The sequence below is a fragment of the Dyella ginsengisoli genome (assembly GCF_044904665.1).
Classification (GTDB): Bacteria; Pseudomonadota; Gammaproteobacteria; order Xanthomonadales; family Rhodanobacteraceae; genus Dyella_A; species Dyella_A ginsengisoli.
In genome coordinates, this window is sequence record NZ_JADIKM010000002.1 from 1 (window position 1) to 22,678 (window position 22,678).

Sequence of the window (22,678 nt, forward strand, 5' to 3'; positions counted from 1 at the left end):
CGTCGTAGCTCGACGAGCTCATGCTCGGCGCGCTGTCCGCCGGCGCCGGGGCCGCGTCCTGCGCGTGAACGGCACCCACGCCGCCCAGGGCCAAAGCAATCAGAAAATACAAGCCCTTACGTTTCATCAGGTGTCTCCTTGGTGGTTTCTTTTTTATTGAAATCTCTGGGCACCGAGCGACGCCATGGCTACCTCGTGGGTTGCCTTTGAGTACGGACGCCCCTGCCCTTAAGACGAATTGGATTATCGCCTCACACTGTCTTTACAATGTGAAAAGTTCCATGAAACGCTGAACAGGCATCGAATCGGGCGCTGCAGGGTCGGCCGTTGCCTGCAGGATCAGCTTCACTTTGCTGGCCGGCAGGTGGCCGCGCATCGCCGCCTCGAATTTATTCAGCAGCACCGGGATGCCTTCGGCACGACGCCTGCGATGACCGATTGGGAAATCGATCAACACCTTTTCGGTGCTGCTGCCGTCCCTGAAGAACACCTGCACCGAGTTGCCGATATAGCGCCGGTCCGGATCGAGGTAGTCCCGGGTGAACTGCGGGTTCTCGCCGACCACCATCTTCTCGCGCAATGCGTCAATGCGCGGATCGGCGGCCACAGCATCGTTGTAGTCATCGGCAGTGAGGCGACCGAAGATCAGCGGCACGGCGACCATGTACTGGATGCAGTGATCGCGGTCGGCGTAGTTGGCCAGCGGGCCGGTCTTGTCGATGATGCGGCGGCCCGCTTCCTGGGTCTCGATCACCACCTTTTCGATCTGGTCGATCCTGCCAGCGACCTCGCCATGCAACTGCATCGCGCACTCCACCGCGGTCTGCGCGTGGAACTCGGCCGGGAAGCTGATCTTGAACAGCACGTTCTCCATCACGTAGCTGCCGAACCGCCGCTCGAACTCAAACGCCTTGCCCTGGAAGGCCACGTCGTAATAGCCCCAAGTCGTGGCGGAGAGTGCCGACGGGTAGCCGACCACGCCGCGGTAAACGGCGTTGATCGCATGGATGACCGCGCGTCGGCAGGCATCACCCGCGGCCCAGCTCTTGCGCGGCCCGGTGTTCGGCGCGTGGCGGTAAGTGCGCAGTGCGCCGTTGTCGATCCAGCTGTGCGATACGGCGGTGGTAATCTGCTCTTTGCTGCCGCCGAGCATCGCGGTGATTACCGCGGTGGAAGCCAGGCGCACCAGAATCACGTGGTCCTGGCCGACGCGGTTGAAGCTGTTCTTCAGCGCGTAGCAGCCCTGGATCTCGTGCGCCTTGATCGCCCAGGTCAGCACGTCGCGCACGGTCAGCGGCTCGCCGCCTTCGCGCTCGGCCTTGCGGCTGAGGTAATCGGCCACGGCAAGGATCGCGCCGAGATTGTCCGACGGGTGGCCCCATTCGGCCGCTAGCCAGGTGTCATTGAAGTCCAGCCAGCGGATCTGCGTACCGATCGCAAACGCCGCCTGCGCTGGGTCCAGCTCATGACTGGTGCCCGGCACGCGCGCACCGCCCGGCAGCGTCGCTCCTGGTACGAGCGGGCCGAGATGCTTGACACACTCGGGAAACTTCATCGCCAGCATCGCAGTGGCCAGCGAGTCGAGCAGCATGATGCGCGCCGTGTCGTACGCCTCGGTCGAATCGATCGAGTAATCGGCCACGTAGTTGGCAATGTCGACCAGCGGTTGATCGGGATCCGGACGCTGGGCGGAACGGATATCGCGTGCGCTCATGAGGCTCGACTCCTTGCGACAGGGAGCCCGACACAGTGTCGGGACGGATCAACCCGGTTTGCGGTGATCCTCGTCGAGATTAGCCGGGCGAATGTCGGCGAAGCGGAAAGGAGTCGGCGCCCGACCGTGCGGACTCACTCCCCCGGCACCCGCACCCAGCCCTCCATCAGCACGCGCGCGCTTCGACTCATGATCGCCTTGGTGACCGTCCACTTGCCATCGGCCCATACCGCTTCGGCGCCCACCCGCAACGTTCCTGACGGGTGGCCGAAGCGCACCGACTGGCGCTCGCCACCGCCGGCTGCGAGGTTCACCAGCGTGCCGGGAATGGCCGCCGCGGTGCCGATCGCCACCGCCGCCGTACCCATCATGGCGTGATGCAGCTTGCCCATCGACATCGCGCGCACCAGCAGGTCGACGTCACCCGCTTTCACCGCCTTGCCGCTCGAAGCGACGTAACCGGCCGGCGGAGCGATGAAGGCCACCTTGGGCGTGTGCTGGCGCGTGGCGATCTCCTCGATCGACCGGATCAGGCCCATGCGCAGCGCGCCGTGCGCGCGGATGGCTTCGAACATCGCCAGCGCCTTTTCGTCGCTGTTGATGGCGTCCTGCAGCTCCGTGCCGGTGTAGCCGATCGCGGAGGCCTCGACGAAGATCGTGGGAATGCCGGCGTTGATCATCGTTGCCTTGAGCGTGCCGACACCCGGCACCTCCAGGTCGTCGACGAGGTTGCCGGTGGGAAACATCGCCCCGCCCGCCCCCTCTTCCTCGGCGGCCGGGTCCATGAATTCCAGCTGCACCTCGGCCGCCGGGAACGTCACCCCGTCCAGCTCGAATTCACCGGTTTCCTGCACCGCGCCGTCGGTCATCGGCACGTGGGCGATGATCGTCTTGCCGATGTTGGCCTGCCAGATACGCACGATGGCGACACCGTTGCGCGGCACGCGCGCGGCATCGACCAAGCCCGCCGAGATGGCGAACGGACCGACCGCCGCCGACAGGTTGCCGCAGTTGCCGCTCCAGTCGACGAAGGCCTTGTCGATGGCGACCTGGCCGAACAGGTAGTCCACGTCGTGGTCTGCGCGACTGCTCCTGGACACGATCACCGTCTTGCTGGTGCTGGAGGTGGCGCCGCCCATGCCGTCGATCTGCTTGCCGTAGGGATCGGGACTGCCGATCACCCGCAGCAGCAGCGCATCGCGCGCGGCGCCCGGCACCCGCGCGGCTTCGGGCAGGTCCTGCAGGCGGAAGAACACACCCTTGCTGGTGCCGCCGCGCATGTAGGTGGCAGGAATGCGGATCTGGGGTTTATGGCTCATGGGAATTACCTATGCGATCAAGTTCGGTCACCTCCCCTCTCCCCTTGCGGGAGAGGGGCCGGGGGAGAGGGGGCGCCCTTGGCAATTTCGTTCAGGACCACCTCAAGCACCGCTTCGATGTTCTGCAATATGTCGTGGTTCCAGAAGCGCAATACCGTGAAGCCTTGGCCCTGTAGCCATGCGTCACGCTCCGCATCATTGCTACTGCCGTTGTGCTGCCCGCCATCGGCCTCGACTACCAGTCGCGCACCGAAATGCACGAAATCCACGACATAGGGCCCGATCGGCTGCTGCCGGCGGAATTTCTGATCGCACAGGCGATGTGCGCGGAGATGGCGCCATAGCAGTCGCTCTGCGTCGGTCATGTTCTTGCGCAAAACCTTGGCGAACGTTCGCTGATCCATGTGCCCCTCTCCCCAACCCCTCTCCCGCGAGGGGAGAGGGGCTTTAAAGCAGGTGCTCAAGCCGCCTGCGACGCCTCGAGGAAGTCCTGCGCAAAACGCTGCAGCACACCACCCGCTTCGTAAATCGACACTTCCTCGGCGGTGTCCAGGCGGCAAGTCACCGGCACCTCGACGCGCTCGCCGTCCCTGCGATGGATCACAAGCGTGAGGTCGGCGCGCGGCGTGCGTGCACCCACCACGTCGAAGGTCTCGCTGCCGTCGATCCCCAGCGTCTTGCGGTTGTTGCCGGGCTTGAACTCCAGCGGCAGCACACCCATGCCGACCAGGTTGGTGCGGTGGATGCGCTCGAAACCCTCGGCGGCGATCGCCTCCACGCCCGCCAGGCGCACGCCCTTCGCCGCCCAGTCGCGCGACGAGCCCTGGCCGTAGTCGGCGCCGGCGATCACGATCAGCGGCTGCTTGCGCTCCATGTAGGTCTCGATCGCCTCCCACATGCGCATGACCTTGCCTTCCGGCTCGACGCGGGCCAGCGAGCCCTTCTTCACCTCGCCATCGACCACCGCCATCTCGTTGACCAGCGTGGGGTTGGCGAAGGTGGCGCGCTGCGCGGTCAGGTGATCGCCGCGGTGGGTGGCGTACGAATTGAAGTCCTCTTCCGGCAGGCCCATTTTCGCCAGGTACTCGCCGGCTGCGCTGGTCGGCAGGATCGCGTTGGATGGAGACAGATGGTCGGTAGTGATGTTGTCGCCGAGCACCGCCAGCGCACGCATCCCGGTGAGTGAGCGCTCGCCCGCGAGCGCGCCCTCCCAGTAAGGCGGACGACGGATATAGGTGCTCTGCGCACGCCAGTCGTACAGCGGCGCGGCGCGCGTGCCAATGCGGCCGGTGCGCGCGAACATCGGGTCGTAGACCTTGCGGAACTGCTCCGGCTTCACGCTGGAGGACACGATCGCGTCGATCTCCTCATCACTGGGCCAGATGTCCTTGAGCGTCACCGGCTGGCCGTGGGTGTCGATGCCGAGCACGTCCTTCTCGATGTCGAAGCGGATGGTGCCGGCGATGGCGTAGGCCACCACCAGCGGCGGCGAGGCCAGGAACGCCTGCTTGGCGTATGGGTGGATGCGTCCATCGAAGTTGCGGTTGCCGGACAACACGGCGGTGGCGTAAAGGTCGCGGTCGATGATTTCCTGCTGGATCGCCGGATCGAGCGCGCCGGACATGCCGTTGCAAGTGGTGCAGGCGAACGCGACGATGCCGAAACCGAGCTGCTCCAGCTCCGACAGCAGGTTCGCTTCCTTCAGGTACAGCTCCACCGCTCGGGAGCCGGGGGCGAGGGAGCTCTTCACCCACGGCTTGCGCACGAGGCCGCGCGCATTGGCGTTGCGCGCCAGCAGCGCGGCGGCAATCACGTTGCGCGGGTTGCTGGTGTTGGTGCAACTGGTGATGGCGGCGATGATCACCGCGCCGTCGGGCATCTGGCCCGGCTGCTCCGTCCACTGCCCTGCGATACCGCGCGCGGCGAGGTCGGACGTCGGCAGCCGCTTGTGCGGATTGGACGGGCCGGCCATGTTGCGCACCACCGAGGACAGATCGAACGTCAGCGTGCGCTCGTACTGCGCGGTGGCCAACGCGTCGGCCCACAGGCCGGTGGCTTTGGCGTAGGTTTCCACCAGCCTGACCTGCTCGTCGCTGCGGCCGGTGAGGCGCAGGTAGTCGAGGGTCTGGTGGTCGATGAAGAACATCGCGGCGGTGGCGCCGTACTCTGGCGCCATGTTGGAGATGGTGGCGCGGTCGCCCAGCGTGAGCGCCGCCGCGCCTTCGCCGCGGAATTCCAGCCACGCACCTACCACTTTCGCGGCGCGCAGGAATTCGGTCAGCGCCAGCACGATGTCGGTGGCGGTGATGCCCGGCTGCGGACGGCCGGTGAGTTCGACGCCGATGATGTCGGGCAGGCGCATCCACGAAGCGCGACCAAGCATCACGCTCTCCGCCTCCAGGCCGCCCACGCCGACGGCGATGACGCCCAGCGCATCCACATGCGGCGTGTGGCTGTCGGTACCCACGCAAGTGTCGGGATAGGCCACGCCATCGAGCACACCGATCACCGGCGACATTTTCTCCAGATTGATCTGATGCATGATCCCGTTGCCCGGCGGGATCACGTCGACGTTCTCGAATGCCTGCTTGGTCCACTCGATGAAGTGGAAGCGGTCCTCGTTGCGGCGATCCTCGATGGCGCGGTTCTTCTTGAACGCGTCCAGATCGAAGCCGCCGCACTCCACCGCCAGCGAGTGATCGACGATCAGCTGCACCGGCACTACCGGATTCACCTTGGCCGGATCACCGCCGCGCTCGGCGATCGCGTCGCGCAGGCCGGCCAGATCCACCAGCGCCGTCTGCCCAAGGATGTCGTGACACACCACGCGCGCCGGGAACCAGGGGAAATCGCGCTCGCGCCTGCGCTCGATGAGCTGCTTCAGTGAGTCGCCGAGAATCGCCGGATCGCAGCGGCGCACCAGGTTCTCGGCCAGCACCCGCGAAACGTAGGGCAGCGCGTCATAGGCGCCCGGCTGGATCGCCTCCACGGCGGCACGCGCATCGAAAAAATCCAGCGACGTGCCGGGAAGAGACTGGCGATAGACGGTATTCATGGACATCAGGAACCCTTGAGGTAAGCACCGGGCAGATCGCAGGCCCGCGCCCGGCCCGCATTCGTGACCGGGCGGCCATTCGTCGCGCGGAAAGAGCGACGGCGGGGGAAAGCGATGGAGTCACGCATCGCCGCCCATTGTAGCGGGCAGGAGCCTTCTCCTTAAGGACTTTGGCTTGACTGGCAGGCACGACGGCATCAACAATGGTCAGCTACTAATCCCAAAGGGGAGTAGTTCCGGACGCCGCCTCATCAGGCGTCCGTGCAGTGGTCGTCATCACGAGCGGAACACCGCTCCGGTCACTGCAGCGGCTGCGCCGCGAACGAGACTTTTGCGGTAACCACGGGGCTGCGTGCGGCCGTGGTTATTGCATTTGTCCCGCGCGCAGGAATCAAACCGCATGGATTTCCTCACTCCCGAATTCTTCTCCGGCCTGTTCGCCATCGTCCTGCTCGACCTCGTGCTGGCCGGCGACAACGCGATCGTGATCGCGCTGGCCGCACGCAACCTGCCCGCCCGCCTGCAGAAGAAGGCCGTGTTCTGGGGCACCTTCGGCGCAGTCGCCGTGCGCGTGCTGCTGACCGGCGTGGTGGTTTACCTGCTCAAGCTGCCCGGCCTGATGCTGGCCGGCGGCCTGCTGTTGCTGCCGATCGCCTGGAAGCTGCTCAAGCACGAGGACGAGAACCCCGACATCAGCCCCGGCGACACGTTCTGGTCCGCCCTGCGCACCATCGTCGTTGCCGACGCACTGATGGGGCTGGACAACGTGCTGGCCATTGCCGGCGCATCGAAGGGCCACATGGGGCTGGTGGTGCTGGGCCTGCTGATCAGCGTGCCGCTGGTAGTGTGGGGCAGCACGCTGATCCTGAAGCTGATCGGGCGCTTCCCGGTGATCATCTATGTGGGCGCAGGCGCCATCGCATGGACCGCCGCACGCATGATCGCCCACGACGGGCTGGTGGCTACGTGGTTCGATCCGCGGCCGTGGGCAAGGTACGGGCTCGATGTACTGCTGGTGGCGGCGATCTGCGGCGGCGGCTGGCTCGTGCAACGTCGCCGCCAGGCCAGGGCGTCCGCCGGCTGATCAGTCACGCCGCCAGAAGCGGTGCATTTCCAGGTAAGTGAACGACGCCGACCAGGTGATCAACACGAATCCGCACAGCGCCTCCGTGCCGGCCAGGAAACGCACCGGACCGGCAGGGATCACGTCGCCGAAACCCACCGTGGTGAAAGTCACCGCGGAAAAGTAGACGTGGTCGACCAGCGAGTCCGGGGCAATGCCGCGGACTTCGCCGAACAGCGGTCCCAGCCACTGCAGCAGGAAAAACACTCCGCCAAAGACCCAGATCTCGACCACGTGCACCGACAGCACGCCGAAGATCCCGTAAAGCACGCGCCGCCGCTGGTGGCCGCCATCGGTGCGTTCGAGCCGGCCCAGTCCGCGCGACAACGCCGACAGCACCTCGTAGTGCAGGATCACGCAGATCGCCACGGCCAGCGTGGTGACCACGACTACGGTGAGGTTGACGCCCCAATGGCCATAGACGCCACCCGCCGACAGGGGCGCGAGCGAGCTGGGGAATGACGCATGCAGGGCGAGTCGCAGGCTCACAGGGTTCGGCACCCGCCTTCACGACGGGCGCCCCGATTCATCAACGCTTGTCGATCGGCACGTAGGTCTGGTCTTCCGGACCGGTGTAGTTCGCGCTGGGACGGATGATCTTGCCGTCCTGGCGCTGTTCGATCACGTGCGCGCTCCAACCGGAGGTGCGCGAGATCACGAACAGCGGCGTGAACATGGCGGTCGGTACGCCCATCATGTGATACGCGCTGGCCGAGTACCAGTCGAGGTTGGGGAACATCTTCTTGGCGTCCCACATCAGCTTCTCGATGCGCTCGGAGACGTCGAACAGCGTCGGGTTGCCGCCCTCGGTGCAGAGCTTGCGCGAGATCTCCTTGATGATCTCGTTGCGCGGGTCGGACACCGTGTACACCGGGTGGCCGAAGCCGATGATGATCTCCTTGCGCTCGACGCGGGCGCGGATGTCCGCCTCGGCCTCGGCCGCGCTGCGGTAGCGCGCGATGATCTCCATCGCCACCTCGTTGGCGCCGCCATGCTTCGGGCCACGCAGCGCGCCGATCGCGCCGGTGATCGCCGAGTACATGTCCGAGCCGGTGCCGGCGATCACGCGCGCGGTGAAGGTGGACGCGTTGAACTCGTGCTCGGCGTACAGCACCAGCGACTTGTCCAGCGAGTGCGCGTGCAGGTCGCTCGGCTTCTTGCCGTGCAGCAGGTGCAGGAAGTGCGCGGCGATCGAGTCGTCGTCGGTCTCGGTCTCGATGCGCTTGCCGTTGTGGCTGAAGTGGTACCAGTACAGCAGCATCGAGCCGAAGCTGGCCATCAGGCGATCGGCGATGTCGCGCGCGCCGGCCAGGTTGTGGTCTTCCTTCTCCGGCAGCACGGTACCGAGCATCGAACAGCCGGTGCGCAGCACATCCATCGGATGCGTGGATGCGGGCAGCAGTTCCAGCGCGCCCTTTACCGGCGCCGGCAGGCCGCGCAGGCGCTTGAGCCGGGCCTTGTAGTTCTGCAGCTCGGTCCAGTTCGGCAGCACGCCGTACACCAGCAGGTGCGCCACCTCCTCAAAGCAGCCCTTGGCCGCCAGGTCGTGGATGTCGTAGCCGCGGTAATGCAGGTCGTTGCCGCTGCGCCCGACTGTGCACAGCGCGGTGTTGCCCGCGGCGACGCCGGACAGCGCGACGGACTTCTTCGGCTTGGGCAGGGTTTGCTCGGTCATGGTGAATCTCCTGGTGCGGATGTCGCGGGCCATGCGGCCCTGCATGTCGATGCGGGTAGGAGCCCGCTTGCGGGCGATGCTCTTTGCTCTGATGCCGCATTCAAAGCCAGAACATCGCCCGCGAGCGGGCTCCTACTGGGATGTGGGTCAGTCCTTCTTGGCGAACAGCGCGTCGAGCTTGTCCTCGTAGGCGTGATAGCCGAGGAAGTCGTACAGCTCGGCGCGCGTCTGCAGCGTGTCGATGAGGTTCTTCTGGGTGCCCTCGCGGCGCACCGTCTCGTAGAAATTCAGCGCCGCCTTGTTCATGGCGCGGTAGGCGCCGCAGCAATAAAGCGCGATGTCCACATGGGCGTCGCGCAGTTCGTCGGTGGTGAAGAACGGGGTCGAGCCGAACTCGGTGAGGTTGGCCAGGATGGGCACCTGCACGGCAGCCTTGAACTTGCGGTAATCGTCCAGCGTGTTCATCGCCTCGGGGAAGATCATGTCCGCGCCGGCCTCGACGTAGGCACAGGCGCGCTCGATCGCCGCGTCGATGCCTTCGGCCGCCGCCGCGTCGGTGCGCGCCATGATCACGAAGCCGGCATCGGTGCGTGCGTCCACGGCGGCCTTCACGCGGTCGACCATCTCTTCCTTCGACACCACTTCCTTGCCCGGACGATGGCCGCAGCGCTTCTGCCCCACCTGGTCCTCGATGTGCACGGCGGCGACGCCCACGTTGATGAACGAGCGGATGGTGCGCGCGATGTTGAAGGCACCGCCCCAGCCGGTGTCGATATCCACCATCAGCGGCATGCCGGTGGCGTCGACGATGCGGCGCGCGTCGGTGAGCACGTCTTCCATGGTGCTGATGCCGAGATCCGGCATGCCCAGCGAGTTCGCCGCCACGCCGCCGCCGGACAGGTACAGCGCCTTGTAACCCACCCGCTTGGCCATCAGGCCGGCATAGGCGGTGATCGCGCCCATCACCTGCAGCGGGGTCTCCTCGGACAGGGCGGCGCGAAAGCGTGCGCCGGCGGATGCGTTGGCGGTCATGCGGGTTCTCCTAAACCTCAGATTGTAGGCGATGGCACCTGTCGAACCGGCACGACCGCGATGGCCGACACTCTAGTGACCGTCAAACATGTTGATCAATCTTGATCGAATCGATCAATATGTTGGCATGGCCACCGACTATCTCTCCGCCACCGCTGCCGCCGCCCGGCTCGGTGTCAGCGTTGCCACGCTGTACGCCTACGTGAGCCGCGGCAAGATCGGCTCGCGCCCCGGCGCGGACGGGCGCAGCCGCGAATATCGCGCCGACGACGTGGCCGCCTTGATCGATCGGCGCCAGGCCGGCCGCGGCGCGGCGCAGGGTGCGGCGCACAGCCTGACCTGGGGCCTGCCGGTGATGGAGACACGAATCTCGCTGATCCGCCCGCACGGCCACTACTACCGCGGGCAGTCCGCGCTGGCGCTGGCGCAGTCCGGCGCGACGCTGGAGGACACCGCGCGCCTGCTGTGGGACGCGCAGGCCGCCGATCCATTCACAGACAGGCCAAGGCGCGCGTGGCCCGGCGCGGTGGCCGCCCTGCTGCGGCAAGGGGACATTCCGCCACTGGAGCGCACCGCCGCCGCCCTGCCCCTGCTGGCGCTGACGGCGCCCAATTCGCAGGCCGATCATGCCGGGCAGGGGCGGATCAGCGCGGCGCAGCTGCTGCGCGAAAGCGCCGCCCTGCTGAGCGGCGGCCCGGTGAACCGGGCACCGATCCACGCCGCCATCGCCGAGCGCTGGTCACCCGGTACCCGCGAGCTGCCCGCCCTGGTGTGCAGCGCGCTGGTGCTGTGCGCCGACCACGAACTCAACGCCTCGGCCTTCGCCACGCGCGTGGCGGCGTCCACCGGCGCCAGCCTGCATGCGGCGGTCAGCGCCGGTCTGGCGGCGCTGTCCGGCCCGCAGCACGGCGGCGCCACGGCCCGCGCCCACGCCCTGATCCAGCAGAGCCTGCGCCAGCGTCAGCCCGACGAGCTGGTGCGCGACTACCTGCGTCGCGGCGAGGGGCTGGCCGGTTTTGGCCACCCGCTGTACCCCGACGGCGATCCGCGCGCCGCCCTGTTGCTGGACCAGCTCTACGCGCTGCATCCGCGGCGCGCCGCCGTGCGCCGCATCCAGCAACTGGCCGGCGCGGTGGAGAACCAGTGCGGGCGCCGTCCCAGCCTGGACTTTGCCTTGGCGGCGATCGTCTCCATCTATGGCTGGTCACCCGACGCCGGGCTGGCGCTGTTCGCCGCAGGACGCATGGCCGGCTGGCTGGCGCATGCGCTGGAACAGCGGGCCAGCGGCGGGTTGATCCGGCCCCGCGCCACGTACGCGGGGATCCAGCCGGTGCGAGACAGCTGACGGAACTTGATAGATCTAATCAATCATCATCATGTCGACAATCAATTAGATTAATCGCCATCATCACCGTATCGTTGTGCACCAACGCTTACACCCATCCCTTCAACCCAGCTACAGGAAGAGAGCCATGTCCCTGATCAACACCGCCATCAAGCCCTTCAAGGCGCAGGCCTACCAGAACGGCAAATTCATCGAAGTGAGCGACGCTTCCATGAAGGGCAAGTGGTCCGTCGTGATCTTCATGCCGGCCGCTTTCACCTTTAATTGCCCGACCGAGGTCGAGGACGCCGCCGACCATTACGCCGAGTTCCAGAAGGCCGGTGCCGAGGTGTACATCGTCACCACCGACACGCACTTCTCGCACAAGGTGTGGCACGAGACCTCGCCGGCGGTGGGCAAGGCCAAGTTCGCCCTGGTCGGCGACCCGACCCACCAGCTGACCCGCGCGTTCGACGTGCACATCGAAGAGGAAGGCCTGGCCCTGCGCGGCACCTTCATCATCAATCCGGAAGGCGTGATCAAGACGCTGGAAATCCACGACAACGCGATCGCCCGCGACGTCACCGAGACCCTGCGCAAGCTCAAGGCTGCCCAGTACGTCGCCGCCCACCCGAACGAGGTGTGCCCGGCCAAGTGGAAGGAAGGCGACAAGACCCTCGCTCCGTCGCTGGACCTGGTCGGCAAGATCTGATGCCGCCCCGCGCGCGCATCGCCCCGATGCGCGCGCCCGGTCCGCGACTCTCCCGGACCCTTCGTTCTCCCATCGAACGCTCGCGACGCCCGGGATCTTTCCGGGCGCTCGCCAGACTCACCCCATCACCAGGGAAACCGCCATGTTGGACGCCAATCTCTCCGCCCAGTTGAAGGCCTACCTCGAGAAGGTCACGCAGCCGATCGAGATCGTCGAGTCGCTCGACGGCGGTGCCAAGTCCGCCGAGCTGCACGAGCTGCTGGAAGAAATCACGGCGCTCTCGGACAAGATCACCCTGGTGCGCCGCGACGACGATGCCCGCAAGCCCTCCTTCGCGATCAACCGCGCAGGCACGAACATCGGCGTGCGCTTTGCCGGCATCCCGATGGGCCACGAATTCACCTCGCTCGTGCTCGCCCTGCTGCAGGTCGGCGGCCATCCGTCCAAGGCCACGCAGGACGTGATCGAGCAGGTGCAGAACCTCGACGGCGAGTTCGTCTTCGAGACCTATTTCTCGCAGTCCTGCCAGAACTGCCCGGACGTGGTTCAGGCGCTCAACCTGATGAGCGTGCTGAACCCCAAGATCCGGCACGTCGCCATCGACGGCGCCCTGTTCCAGGACGAAGTCGAGGCGCGCCAGGTGATGTCGGTGCCCACCGTCTATCTCAACGGTGAGGTGTTCGACCAGGGCCGCATGAGCCTGGAACAGATCGTCGCCAGGCTCGACACCGGTGCCGCCAGGCGTGACGCCGAGAAGCTGAAGACCAAGGAGGCCTTCGACGTGCTGATCGTCGGCGGCGGCCCGGCTGGCGCGGCCGCGGCGATCTACAGCGCGCGCAAGGGCATCCGCACCGGCGTGGCGGCCGAGCGCTTCGGCGGCCAGGTGCTGGACACCATGGGCATCGAGAACCTGATCTCGGTGCCGCACACCGAGGGCCCCAAGCTCGCCGCCGCGCTGGAGCAGAACGTACGCGAGCACGAGGTCGACGTGATGAACCTGCAGCGCGCGACCAAGCTCGTTCCCGCCAGCGACGCCACCGGCGGCCTGGTGGAAGTGCAGCTGGAGAACGGCGCGACGCTGAAGTCCAAGACCGTGATCCTCTCCACCGGCGCGCGCTGGCGGCAGATGAACGTGCCGGGCGAGGACGAATATCGCAACAAGGGCGTGGCCTACTGCCCGCACTGCGACGGCCCGCTGTTCAAGGGCAAGCGCGTGGCGGTGATCGGTGGCGGCAACTCCGGCGTAGAGGCGGCAATCGACCTGGCCGGCATCGTCAGCCACGTCACGCTGATCGAGTTCGACAGCCAGCTGCGTGCCGACGAAGTCCTGCAGCGCAAGCTGCGCAGCCTGCCGAACGTGGCGATCCTGGTGAACGCGCAGACTACCGAGGTGCTCGGCGACGCCCAGAAGGTCAACGGTCTGGTCTACAAGGACCGCGTCAGTGGCAACACGCACACGGTCGACCTGGAGGGCATCTTCGTGCAGATCGGCCTGCTGCCGAACACCGAGTGGCTGAAGGGCACGGTGGAGCTGTCGGCCCGCGGCGAGATCGTCATCAACGACCGCGGCGAGACCTCGGTGCCCGGCGTGTTCGCCGCCGGCGACGCCACCACGGTGCCGTACAAGCAGATCGTCATAGCGATGGGCGCCGGCTCCACTGCTGCGCTGAGCGCTTTCGACCACCTGATGCGACTGCCGGTGCAAGCAAAGCAGCAAACCGTGGCGGCCTGACCTCTCCGCTTTAGCCCCTCTCCCACTGGGAGAGGGATTGGGGTGAGGGTCCGCCCAAGGCGAACCGATCGGCCAAGCCGAACCCTCACCCCCCGGCCCCTCTCCCGACGGGAGGGGGGAGCACATCAACTCCCCAGATCCGGCCCTCGCTCCAGCGCCTTGCGCACCTCGTCGAGCGAATTGGGATCGTCCAGCGTGGACAGGTCGCCCGGATCGGTGTGCTGCACCAATGCCTGCAACGAGCGGCGCAGCAGCTTGCCTGAGCGCGTCTTCGGCAAGGCATTCACCACGTAGATGCGCGCAGGCCGGGCGATCGGGCCGAGCTGGTCGGTCACCGCCTGCTGCATGCCGCGCGCCACGTCCTCCGGGGCCGCGGTCACACCCTGCTTGAGCGTGGCGAACACCACCGGCACCTGGCCCTTGAGCTCGTCCTTCATGCCGATCACCGCCGCTTCGGCCACGGAGGCGTGGGTGGCGACGGACTCCTCGATCTCGCGCGTACCGAGCCGATGCCCGGCCACATTGATCACGTCGTCGGTACGACCGAGGATGTTGGTATAGCCGTCCGCGTCGCGGATCGCCCAGTCCAGCGAGCTGTACAGCAGCTCCTTGAAGTGGCTGAAGTAGCTGTTGACGTAGCGGTCGTCGTCACGCCACACGGTGGTGAGGCAGCCCGGCGGCAGCGGCGGTACGAACACCAGCACGCCCTTCTCGCCCGCCGCGGCTTCCTCGCCGGTGGCCTCGTTGATGACCTTCATCCGGTAGCCGGGTGCGGGCAGGCCGGGCGAGCCCCACTTCACCGGTTTCAGCTCCAGCCCGGGCATCAGGGTGATCGCCGGCCAGCCGGTTTCGGTCTGCCAGTAGTTGTCGATCACCGGCACGCCCAGGCCCTCGGTGATCCACTGCGCGGTGGGCTCGTCCAACGGCTCGCCGGCGAGGAACAGCCACTTCAGGCTGGAAAGATCCGCCTTCTTCAACCACGAGGCGTCCTGCTTCTTCAGCACGCGGATCCCGGTGGGCGAGGAGAACATGGTGCGCACGCGGTACTTCTCGCACAGTCGCCACCAGATGCCGGGATCGGGCCGCGTCGGCAGCCCTTCGTACAACAGCGAGGTGGCACCACCGATCAGCGGTCCGTAGACGTTGTACGAGTGCCCCACCGCCCAGCCCACGTCGGAGGTCGAGAACATCACCTGCCCCGGCGCGATGTCGAACACCGTGCGGATCGACAGCGCCATCGCCACCGCGTAACCGCCCACGTCGCGCTGGATGCCCTTGGGCTTGCCGGTAGTGCCGGAGGTGTAGAGCAGGTAGCTGGGCTCGTTCGACTCCAGCCACTCCACCGGCACTTCGTCGTTCATGTGCTCGGCACGCAGGCGGGCGTAGTCCACGTCGCGACCTTCGACGCGATGCAGGTCCGGGTCCAGCCCGCGGCTGACGATCAACACGTGCGGCGGCGGCGCCTTCGCCTCGGCCATCGCCGCATCCACCAGCGGCTTGTACGGAATCACCTTGCCGCCACGCATGCCGGCGTCGGCGCAGATCAGCAGCTTCGGCTCGGCGTCGTCGATGCGTAGCGCCAGGTTGTGCGCGGCAAAACCACCGAACACCACCGAGTGGATCGCACCGATGCGCGCGCATGCCAGCATCGCGTACACCGCCTCGGCCATGTTGGGCATGTAGATCACCACGCGATCGCCGCGGTCCACGCCCAGCCCCTTGAGGATGCCGGCGAAGCGGTTCACCTCGCGGTACAGCACGCGATAGGTGATCTCCTCGGTGACGCCGGTCTCGGTGGAAATCGCCACCAGCGCCAACTGCTCGCCGCGCTCGGCCAGGTGCCGGTCCACCGCGTTGTAGCAGAGGTTGGTGGTGCCACCGACGAACCACTGGCGGAACGGCAGCTTCGAGGCATCAAGGATCTTCCGCGGCGGCGTCTCCCAGTGGATCAGCCGCGCCTGCTCGCCCCAGAACCGCTCCGGCTCCTCGATCGACTGCCGGTAGAACTCGTCGTAGCCCATGTGCCCCACTCCTTCCACAACTCGACCAAGCCTATTCCAGCCAGCGGTTGCCGGGCATCGCGACAAAGGTCGACATGCCGTTGGCCAAACGGCTTGACCCTCACGTAACGTGAGCCCTTAGCGTGCGGGCCACGCGAGACGGACGGAGTGACGACGATGCTGCTGACGGTGGGAGAACTGGCCAGGCGCTGCGGGCTGACCGTGCGCACCCTGCACCACTACGACGCGATCGGCTTGCTGGTTCCTTCTTCGCGGTCCGGTGCCGGTTACCGCCTGTATGCGCGCGAGGACATCGAGCGCCTGCATCGCATCCAGGCCCTGCGTCAGCTGGGCCTGTCGCTGGCCGACATCGGGCAAGCCCTGTCCGGGCCGCAGCGACCGCTGGTCGACGTGGTCGATCGCCAGATCGCGCAGCTCGATCGCGACCTGGCCGAAGCGGCCCGCCTGCGCGAGCGACTGCTGCACCTGCGCACGCAGCTGGCAACCGGACAGTCCCCCGACCTGGCCGACTGGCTGGACACGCTGGAGCTGATGACGATGTACGAAAAGTATTTCACCCCCGACGAATTGAAGACGCTGCCACTGCACACCGACCCCGACGTGCTCCCCGAGTGGAGCGCCCTGGTCACTGCCGTGCAGGCGGCGATGGACCGCGGAGCCACGCCGGATGACGCCGACGCGCAGATCCTCGCGTTGCGCTGGATGGAGATGGTCGAACGCGGCACCGGCGACAACCCCGCCTTCCTGATGCGGCTGCACGCGATGAATGAGGCCGAGCCGGGACTGCGCGAACGCAGCGGTATCACGCCGGCGCTGGAGCGCTTAGTCGAACAGTCGATGGTCCGCGCGCGCCTGGCGATCTTCGCCCGCTACCTGGACGAAGACGAGATGGTGCGAATGCGCGCCCACTACGGTCGGCAGCTCTACGCCTGGCCCGAGCTCATCGCCGAACTGCGCGCAGCGCGCGCCGACGGATTGCCCGCCGATGACGCGCAGGTGCAGGCGCTGGCACAGCGCTGGATGAGCCTGTTCCGCGAGTACGCCGGAGATAATCCGGCCACACACGCAAAAATCCGCGAGGCGTATGCCAGGGAACCGGATTTGCGCAGCGGCAGCGCGGTGGATGATGCGCTGCTGGCGTACGTGCGCGAGGCCATGGCGAGCCTGGCCCGAGCCAGCCACTGAAACTGAAGGGCGGCCCGCCAGGCCGCCCTTTTTCCGCGAAGACCGCCGCCCGCATCCCGGACCGTCCATGGCACGCGCGCGCAGTTTCGTCCGCATCGCATGCGCCCCCGCAGCTCAGCCGCCCTCGCCCGTCCAGCGCTGATCGATTGCGGCCTTCACCGCGGCGTCGAGGTCGGCCGGGGCCAGCTCCTGCATCTGCTCGAGCTGCCCGTTGCGCATGCCGCAGAATTCACCGCCCTTGCGGAACGTCGCCGTCCAGATCACGCGCCCGCGCGTCCCCAGCTCGTAGTTCCCCTCATACGACACCGCATTGCTGGTCTTGCCGGACACGGCGGTCATGGCGGTTCTCGATGGCGCGAAGGAAACCGCAGCATAGTCCTGCGGCAGCGGCAATGAGTGTGAAAAGGTGGTGAGGTGGGTGCAGCAGCCCGATCGACGCTGGGATGAGGTGAGGTCATGTCGTGCATGCACGCGACGACCGGACAAAAAGAAAGGGCGGCCGAAGCCGCCCTTCCCTCAAGCCGAAACGAAGCGGCTTACTTCTTGGCGAACAGATGCTCGACGCCGGCGCGCTCCTCGCGCAGCTCCTTGTCGGTGGCATCCATGCGGGCGCGCGAGAAATCGTTGATTTCCAGGCCCTGCACGATCGCGTACTTGCCGTTCTTGATCGTCACCGGATAGCCGTAGATCACGCCCGGAGCGATGCCGTAGGAGCCGTCCGACGGGATGCCCATCGAGACCCAGTCACCCTCGGCGGTGCCCAGCGCCCACGAGCGCATGTGGTCGATCGCGGCCGAGGCGGCCGAGGCGGCGGACGAGGCGCCGCGGGCCTTGATGATCGCCGCGCCGCGCTGCTGCACGGTCGGGATGAAGTCGCTCTCGTACCAGCTCTGCTCGACCAGGCTCAGCGCCGGCTTGCCGTCCACGGTGGCGTGGTGCAGGTCCGGGTACTGGGTGGAGCTGTGGTTGCCCCAGATGGTCATCTGCTTGATGTCGGTGTTGTGCTTGCCGGTCTTCTCGGCCAGCTGGCTCAACGCGCGGTTGTGGTCCAGGCGCACCATCGCGGTGAAGCAGTTCGGATCCAGGTCCGGGGCGTTCTGCTGGGCGATCAGCGCATTGGTGTTGGCCGGGTTGCCCACCACCAGCACGCGCACGTCGCGCTTGGCGTGATCGTTCAGCGCCTTGCCCTGCGGGCCGAAAATGGCGCCGTTGGCCTCCAGCAGATCCTTGCGCTCCATGCCCGGGCCGCGCGGACGCGCGCCGACCAGCAGGGCGTAGTCGACGTCCTTGAAGGCGACGTTGACATCGTCGGTGGCGACGGTGCCAGCCAGCAGCGGGAAGGCGCAGTCGTTGAGCTCCATCACCACGCCCTGCAGCGTCGGCAGCGCCGGAGTGATTTCCAGCATGTGCAGGATCACCGGCTGATCCGGGCCGAGCATGTCGCCCGCGGCGATGCGAAACAGCAGTGCGTAACCGATCTGGCCGGCGGCGCCGGTGACGGCAACTCGAACGGGGGCTTTCATGGGGTTGGCTCCTTGGTGGGAAGGTGAGGCGTTTGTAGGAGCGGCTTCAGCTGCGATGCTTTTCAGACGACTGCAGCAAGAGCATCGCGGCTGAAGCCGCTCCTACACGGGGCTTGTGGTCAGGTGAGTTCGGCGAAGAACTCGGCGATGCGATCGAGGCCCGGCTGCAGCTGGGCCGTCGGACAGGTGTAGGAGATGCGCATGGCGCGCGGCTCGCCAAAGGCCGAGCCCGGCACGCAGGCCACGCCCTTGGCTTCCAGCAGCGCGGCGCAGAAGCTCACGTCGTCGGTGATGGCTATCTCGCCGTGGCGCTTGCCGAACGCGACCGAGATATCCGGGAACGCATAGAACGCGCCCTGCGGCCGCGGGCAGACCACGCCGGGGATCGCATTCAACGCGGCCATCACCGTGTCACGCTTGGCGGCGAACTCGGCGCACTTCGCCACGGGCACGTCCTGCGGCCCGGTGAGCGCGGCCACCGCGGCGGCGGTGATCACTTCCGGGATGCTGGTGATGTGGTTGGAGTTGAGCGTGGTGACCGCCTTGGCCACCGCCTCGGGGCCGGCGATGAAACCCACGCGCCAACCCGGCATGCCGTAGGTCTTGGACAGCGAGTCGACGAACACCAGGCGGTCCTTCAGCTCCGGCCGCGCGTGCACGAAGTTGTGGTACCCGAGGCCGTCGAACACCATCGAGTTGTAGATATCGTCGGTGATGATCCAGGTGTCCGGATACTTCACCAGCACGTCGGCCAGCGCGGCGATTTCCTCGCGCGTGTAGACCATGCCGGTGGGGTTGGACGGGTTGTTGAACAGGAACACCCTGGGCTCGCGCTTCAGTGCTTCTTCCAACTGCGCGGGAACAAGCTTGTAGTTCTGCTCGGGGCCGCAGTGCAGGATGTTCGCCTTGGCGCCGACGATGTCGGCGATGTCGCGGTAGGTGGTCCAGAACGGCGCGGCGAAGCAGATCTCGTCGCCCTCGTCGAGCATCGCCTCGGCCAGGTTGTACAGCACCTGCTTGGCGCCGATGCCGATGGAGAGATTCATGCGGCCGTAGCCGGTCAGGCCCAGCGCCTCGATGTGCTTCAGGAAGGCATCCAGCAGCACCTCGGCGCCGCGGTTGCTGCCGTACTGGCCCGAATCGTGGCTCAGCGATTCGCGCGCCGCGGCGTACACGTGTTCGCCCGGGAGGAAGTTCGGCACGCCGATGGAGAAGCTGATCACGTCGCGGCCGGCGGCCTTGAGCTGCTTGGCTTTTTCGGCGATCAGCATGATCGCGCTGGGCTTGGCGCGACCGACGCGCTGGGCGAGCTGGGGCATGGCGTCCTCGGGGACTGGGCAGTTATCAAACCGGCGAAGTTTAACACGCGCCTGTCCGCAGCCGCCGGCCCGGCCCATGGCACCAGCCGAGGGCGCATGGTGCGCCGGATGCCGCAAGGGGCGGCATCGCCGGCCACGCGCCAGATAGGCAAACACACGCTCCGCGCGCATAAAAAAACCGCCGGCAAACCGCCGGCGGTTTCGGGGAGGGGAGCGATCCGCAGGGGACGCTCCCGCAAGCGGTCACGCCGTGGCGTGGACGACGGGCTTCACGGTGCCGGGCACGGCAGCACGGTGTCGGCGTGGCTGTTGAGCTCCACCTGCGACAGCGAGAGCTGCATCGGCACGCGGCTGTCCAGCACGAACGGCGCCTTCAGCGCGGCCATCTCGGCGCCGGCGGCGCGGAAGCACTTCAGCGGCAGGGCCAGCGTGGTCCAGCGGTTGGCCGGCAATTTGGCCAGCGCTGCACGCAGCGGCACGCGGGCGCGGCAGCCGTTGACGCAATCGACGCCCAGCGCCACGTCGCCGCTGGCCGGGATCTGCTCGGCGCGCAGCGTCATCACCAGCATCACGTCGCCGTTGGTCTCGCGGTTGAGTTCGATCGGCTTGTCCGAGCGCAACGCCACCTCGCCTCCGGCGCCGGTGAAGCTCAGGCGGCGCGCGTCTTCCTGCGCGCGGTAGTCCACCGCGGTCATCGCCACCTGGCCCTTGGCGCTGTGCGCCGGTGCGCTGACGGCTTCCACGCCGCTGGCGTCGCCGCTGTCGGCCAGCGTCAGGTGCATCTGCTGCATCGGCTTGCCGCGCTGCAGGTAGACGCCGGTGGGGTCCTGGTTGCCGCTCAGACCCGACACTTCCGGCAGCGGGCCGGCGCGGTCGTGGTCGGCGTAGGTGAGGCCGAAACCGAACGGATACTGCGCCTTCGCGCCCGCCGTCTGCGCCACCTGCACCGCGGTGCGCGGCCACGCGTAGGAGAGTTTGCCGTGGAAGTCGTACTGGATACTGGCGTCGGGCTTGCTCAGCAGCACGTCGGCCACGCCCTCGCCTTCGGAACCCGGCAACCAGGCCATCACGAACGCGTCGGAAGCGTTGATCTCGCGATTCACCCACAGCGGCCGACCGGCGAGGAACACCGACACCACCGGGATGTGCTGGGCCTTGAGCTTGCGCAGCAGCTTGAGGTCCGTGTCGCTGCCGTTCTTGTAGGCGAAGTTCTTCAGGTCGCCCTGGAACTCGGCGTAGGGATCTTCGCCGAACACCACCACCGCCACGTCGGGCTTCGTGGTGAAACTACCGTCCGGCGAGAGCGTGGCGGTGCCGCCGGCGGCCTTCACCTGGCTCGCGATGCCGGCGTAGATCGAGGTCGCGCCGGGGAAGGCGGATGCCGGCACGCCGGTGCCCTGCCAGGTGATCGTCCAGCCGCCGGACTGCTTGGAGATGTTGTCCGCGCCGTCGCCGGCCACCAGCACGTTGCGGTGCGGATCGATCGGCAGCACGCCGCCGCGGTTCTTCAGCAGCACCAGCGACTCGCGCACGGCGCGGCGGGCGATGTCGCGATGCGCGGGCGAGCCGATCACCGAGAGATCCGGCGCGCCAGTGGCGGCGGGATGATCGAGCAGCCCGGCGCGCAGCTTCACGCGCAGGATGCGGGTCACCGCGTCGTCGAGCCGCGCCATCGGGATCTCGCCGGACTTCACCTGCGCCAGCGTGTTGGCGTACAGCGGCTTCCAGCTGTCCGGCGCCATGAACATGTCCAGCCCGGCGTTGATCGCCTTGGCGCAGCTGTCGTTGCTGCAGCCCTCGAGCTGGCCGTGCGCCTGCCAGTCGCCGACGATGAAGCCGTCGAAGCCCATGCGCCCCTTCAGCACGTCGGTGAGCAGCGCGTGGTTGCCGTGCATCTTCACGCCGTTCCAGCTGGAGAACGAGGCCATCACCGTCTGCACGCCCGCGCCCAGCGCGGCCACGTAGCCGGCGCCGTGCACGTCGCGCAGGGTCGCCTCGCTCACGCGCGTGTCGCCCTGGTCGCGGCCCTCGAAAGTGCCGCCGTCGCCGAGGAAATGCTTGGCGGTGGCAATGGCGTGGCCGTCGCGCAGGAACTCCGCGCTGCCGGCCTGGCCCTGCAGGCCTTCCACCATCGCCTTGCCGTAGGCCGCCACCACCTTGGGATCCTGCGAGTAGCCCTCGTAGGTGCGGCCCCAGCGATCGTCCTGCGGCACGGCCAGCGTGGGCGCGAAGGTCCAATCGATGTGGGTGGCGCGCACTTCGGCCGCGGTGGCCGCGCCGATCTGGCGCATCAGCGCCGGATCGCGCATCGCGCCCAGGCCCGAGTTGTGCGGAAACAGCGTGGCACCGGGCACGTTGTTGTGGCCGTGCACCGCGTCCACGCCGAAGATCAGCGGGATCGGCGTGCGGCCATCGGCCGACGGCGCCAGCGCCGCGGCGTGGAACTGGTCGACCAGGTCCCGCCACTGCGCGGCAGTGGAGAACTCGTTGCCGTTGGGACCGCTGTTGCCACCGGCCAGCACCGAGCCGAGGTGGTAGGTCTTCAGGTCGTCCGGAGTGATCGCGGTGATGTCGGCCTGGATCAGCTGGCCCACCTTGTCCTCCACCGACATGCCGGCGAGCAGCTTGGCGACGCGCGCCTCCAGCGCGGCATCGGGCTTCAGCGCCGGCGCCACCTTGGGCCAGGTCTGCGGATGCACGGTGGTATCGGGTGTGGCGGCCATCGCGGCGCCGGCGACGGTGAGCAGCGCCATCGCCGGCACGAGCCGGAACGCAGCGTGGATACGGGCAGCAAGACGCACGGAACCCCCTTGGATGGATCGTCAGCCGGCGGGCGAAGCGAGGCTTCGCGCCGATACCCGGCGAGTATTCGCAGTCGATGACAGCGCTGTCAAATTGCATCGCAACAATGACTCAGGACCGCGAAACGGTTGCGCACTCGGCC

17 protein-coding genes are annotated in these 22,678 nt (G+C 67.2%); 5 read left to right on the top strand and 12 right to left on the bottom strand.

Annotated elements, in window-relative coordinates; translation table 11 throughout:
* Positions 1-262 precede the first annotated feature (262 nt).
* From ISP17_RS07000 to acnD, 4 genes are all read right to left on the bottom strand, one after another.
* Positions 263-1,714, bottom strand: a complete 1,452-nt coding sequence (locus tag ISP17_RS07000; protein WP_404631487.1) for a bifunctional 2-methylcitrate dehydratase/aconitate hydratase — start codon at positions 1,712-1,714, stop codon at positions 263-265.
* Positions 1,715-1,848: 134 nt separating this feature from the next.
* Positions 1,849-3,033: a 2-methylaconitate cis-trans isomerase PrpF gene (gene prpF / locus ISP17_RS07005; protein WP_404631489.1), complete on the bottom strand. Its 1,185-nt coding sequence runs from the start codon at positions 3,031-3,033 to the stop codon at positions 1,849-1,851.
* A gap of 17 nt (positions 3,034-3,050) precedes the next feature.
* Positions 3,051-3,437 (bottom strand): endonuclease domain-containing protein, encoded by a 387-nt coding sequence (locus tag ISP17_RS07010; RefSeq protein WP_404631491.1) that lies wholly within the window; start codon positions 3,435-3,437, stop codon positions 3,051-3,053.
* A gap of 56 nt (positions 3,438-3,493) precedes the next feature.
* The gene (gene acnD, locus ISP17_RS07015; RefSeq protein WP_404632659.1) at positions 3,494-6,088 is read right to left on the bottom strand and encodes a Fe/S-dependent 2-methylisocitrate dehydratase AcnD; all 2,595 of its coding nucleotides are present in this window, start codon (positions 6,086-6,088) and stop codon (positions 3,494-3,496) included.
* A 400-nt stretch (positions 6,089-6,488) separates the two neighbouring features.
* Here acnD and ISP17_RS07020 point away from each other — a divergent pair, with 400 nt between their 5' ends.
* Entirely contained in the window at positions 6,489-7,172 is a 684-nt protein-coding gene (locus tag ISP17_RS07020) for a TerC family protein (RefSeq protein WP_404631493.1), read from the top strand.
* Here the strand turns inward: ISP17_RS07020 and ISP17_RS07025 are convergent, their stop codons facing one another.
* The 3 genes from ISP17_RS07025 to prpB all read right to left on the bottom strand — a co-directional run bounded on the left by ISP17_RS07025 (position 7,173) and on the right by prpB (position 9,918).
* Positions 7,173-7,700, bottom strand: coding sequence for a potassium channel family protein (locus tag ISP17_RS07025; RefSeq protein ID WP_404631495.1), 528 nt, complete (start codon positions 7,698-7,700; stop codon positions 7,173-7,175). It abuts the gene before it with no gap.
* A 40-nt stretch (positions 7,701-7,740) separates the two neighbouring features.
* The gene (gene prpC / locus ISP17_RS07030) at positions 7,741-8,886 is read right to left on the bottom strand and encodes a bifunctional 2-methylcitrate synthase/citrate synthase (protein WP_404631497.1); all 1,146 of its coding nucleotides are present in this window, start codon (positions 8,884-8,886) and stop codon (positions 7,741-7,743) included.
* A 147-nt stretch (positions 8,887-9,033) separates the two neighbouring features.
* Positions 9,034-9,918 (bottom strand): methylisocitrate lyase, encoded by an 885-nt coding sequence (prpB, locus tag ISP17_RS07035; RefSeq protein ID WP_404631499.1) that lies wholly within the window; start codon positions 9,916-9,918, stop codon positions 9,034-9,036.
* A gap of 88 nt (positions 9,919-10,006) precedes the next feature.
* On the opposite strand from prpB, the gene ISP17_RS07040 reads away from it, so the two are divergent.
* The 3 genes from ISP17_RS07040 (at position 10,007) to ahpF (ending at position 13,686) form a co-directional block, all read left to right on the top strand.
* The gene (locus ISP17_RS07040; RefSeq protein WP_404631501.1) at positions 10,007-11,263 is read left to right on the top strand and encodes a citrate synthase family protein; all 1,257 of its coding nucleotides are present in this window, start codon (positions 10,007-10,009) and stop codon (positions 11,261-11,263) included.
* Between the two features lie 127 nt (positions 11,264-11,390).
* Positions 11,391-11,954, top strand: coding sequence for an alkyl hydroperoxide reductase subunit C (ahpC, locus tag ISP17_RS07045; protein ID WP_404631503.1), 564 nt, complete (start codon positions 11,391-11,393; stop codon positions 11,952-11,954).
* 142 nt (positions 11,955-12,096) lie between these two features.
* Positions 12,097-13,686: an alkyl hydroperoxide reductase subunit F gene (ahpF, locus tag ISP17_RS07050; protein ID WP_404631505.1), complete on the top strand. Its 1,590-nt coding sequence runs from the start codon at positions 12,097-12,099 to the stop codon at positions 13,684-13,686.
* Positions 13,687-13,811: 125 nt separating this feature from the next.
* On the opposite strand, the gene prpE is transcribed toward ahpF, so the two are convergent.
* Positions 13,812-15,707: a propionate--CoA ligase gene (gene prpE, locus ISP17_RS07055; RefSeq protein ID WP_404631507.1), complete on the bottom strand. Its 1,896-nt coding sequence runs from the start codon at positions 15,705-15,707 to the stop codon at positions 13,812-13,814.
* 156 nt (positions 15,708-15,863) lie between these two features.
* Here prpE and ISP17_RS07060 point away from each other — a divergent pair, with 156 nt between their 5' ends.
* The gene (locus ISP17_RS07060; protein WP_404631509.1) at positions 15,864-16,892 is read left to right on the top strand and encodes a MerR family transcriptional regulator; all 1,029 of its coding nucleotides are present in this window, start codon (positions 15,864-15,866) and stop codon (positions 16,890-16,892) included.
* A gap of 114 nt (positions 16,893-17,006) precedes the next feature.
* On the opposite strand, the gene ISP17_RS07065 is transcribed toward ISP17_RS07060, so the two are convergent.
* The 4 genes from ISP17_RS07065 to ISP17_RS07080 form a co-directional block, all read right to left on the bottom strand.
* Positions 17,007-17,231: a TonB-dependent receptor gene (locus tag ISP17_RS07065; protein ID WP_404631511.1), complete on the bottom strand. Its 225-nt coding sequence runs from the start codon at positions 17,229-17,231 to the stop codon at positions 17,007-17,009.
* Positions 17,232-17,428: 197 nt separating this feature from the next.
* Entirely contained in the window at positions 17,429-18,415 is a 987-nt protein-coding gene (locus tag ISP17_RS07070; protein ID WP_404631513.1) for a malate dehydrogenase, read from the bottom strand.
* 119 nt (positions 18,416-18,534) lie between these two features.
* Complete coding sequence (locus ISP17_RS07075) at positions 18,535-19,734, bottom strand: aminotransferase class I/II-fold pyridoxal phosphate-dependent enzyme (protein WP_404631515.1); 1,200 nt, start codon at positions 19,732-19,734, stop codon at positions 18,535-18,537.
* Positions 19,735-20,003: 269 nt separating this feature from the next.
* Complete coding sequence (locus ISP17_RS07080) at positions 20,004-22,535, bottom strand: glycoside hydrolase family 3 N-terminal domain-containing protein (RefSeq protein WP_449757869.1); 2,532 nt, start codon at positions 22,533-22,535, stop codon at positions 20,004-20,006.
* Positions 22,536-22,678: the final 143 nt, after the last annotated feature.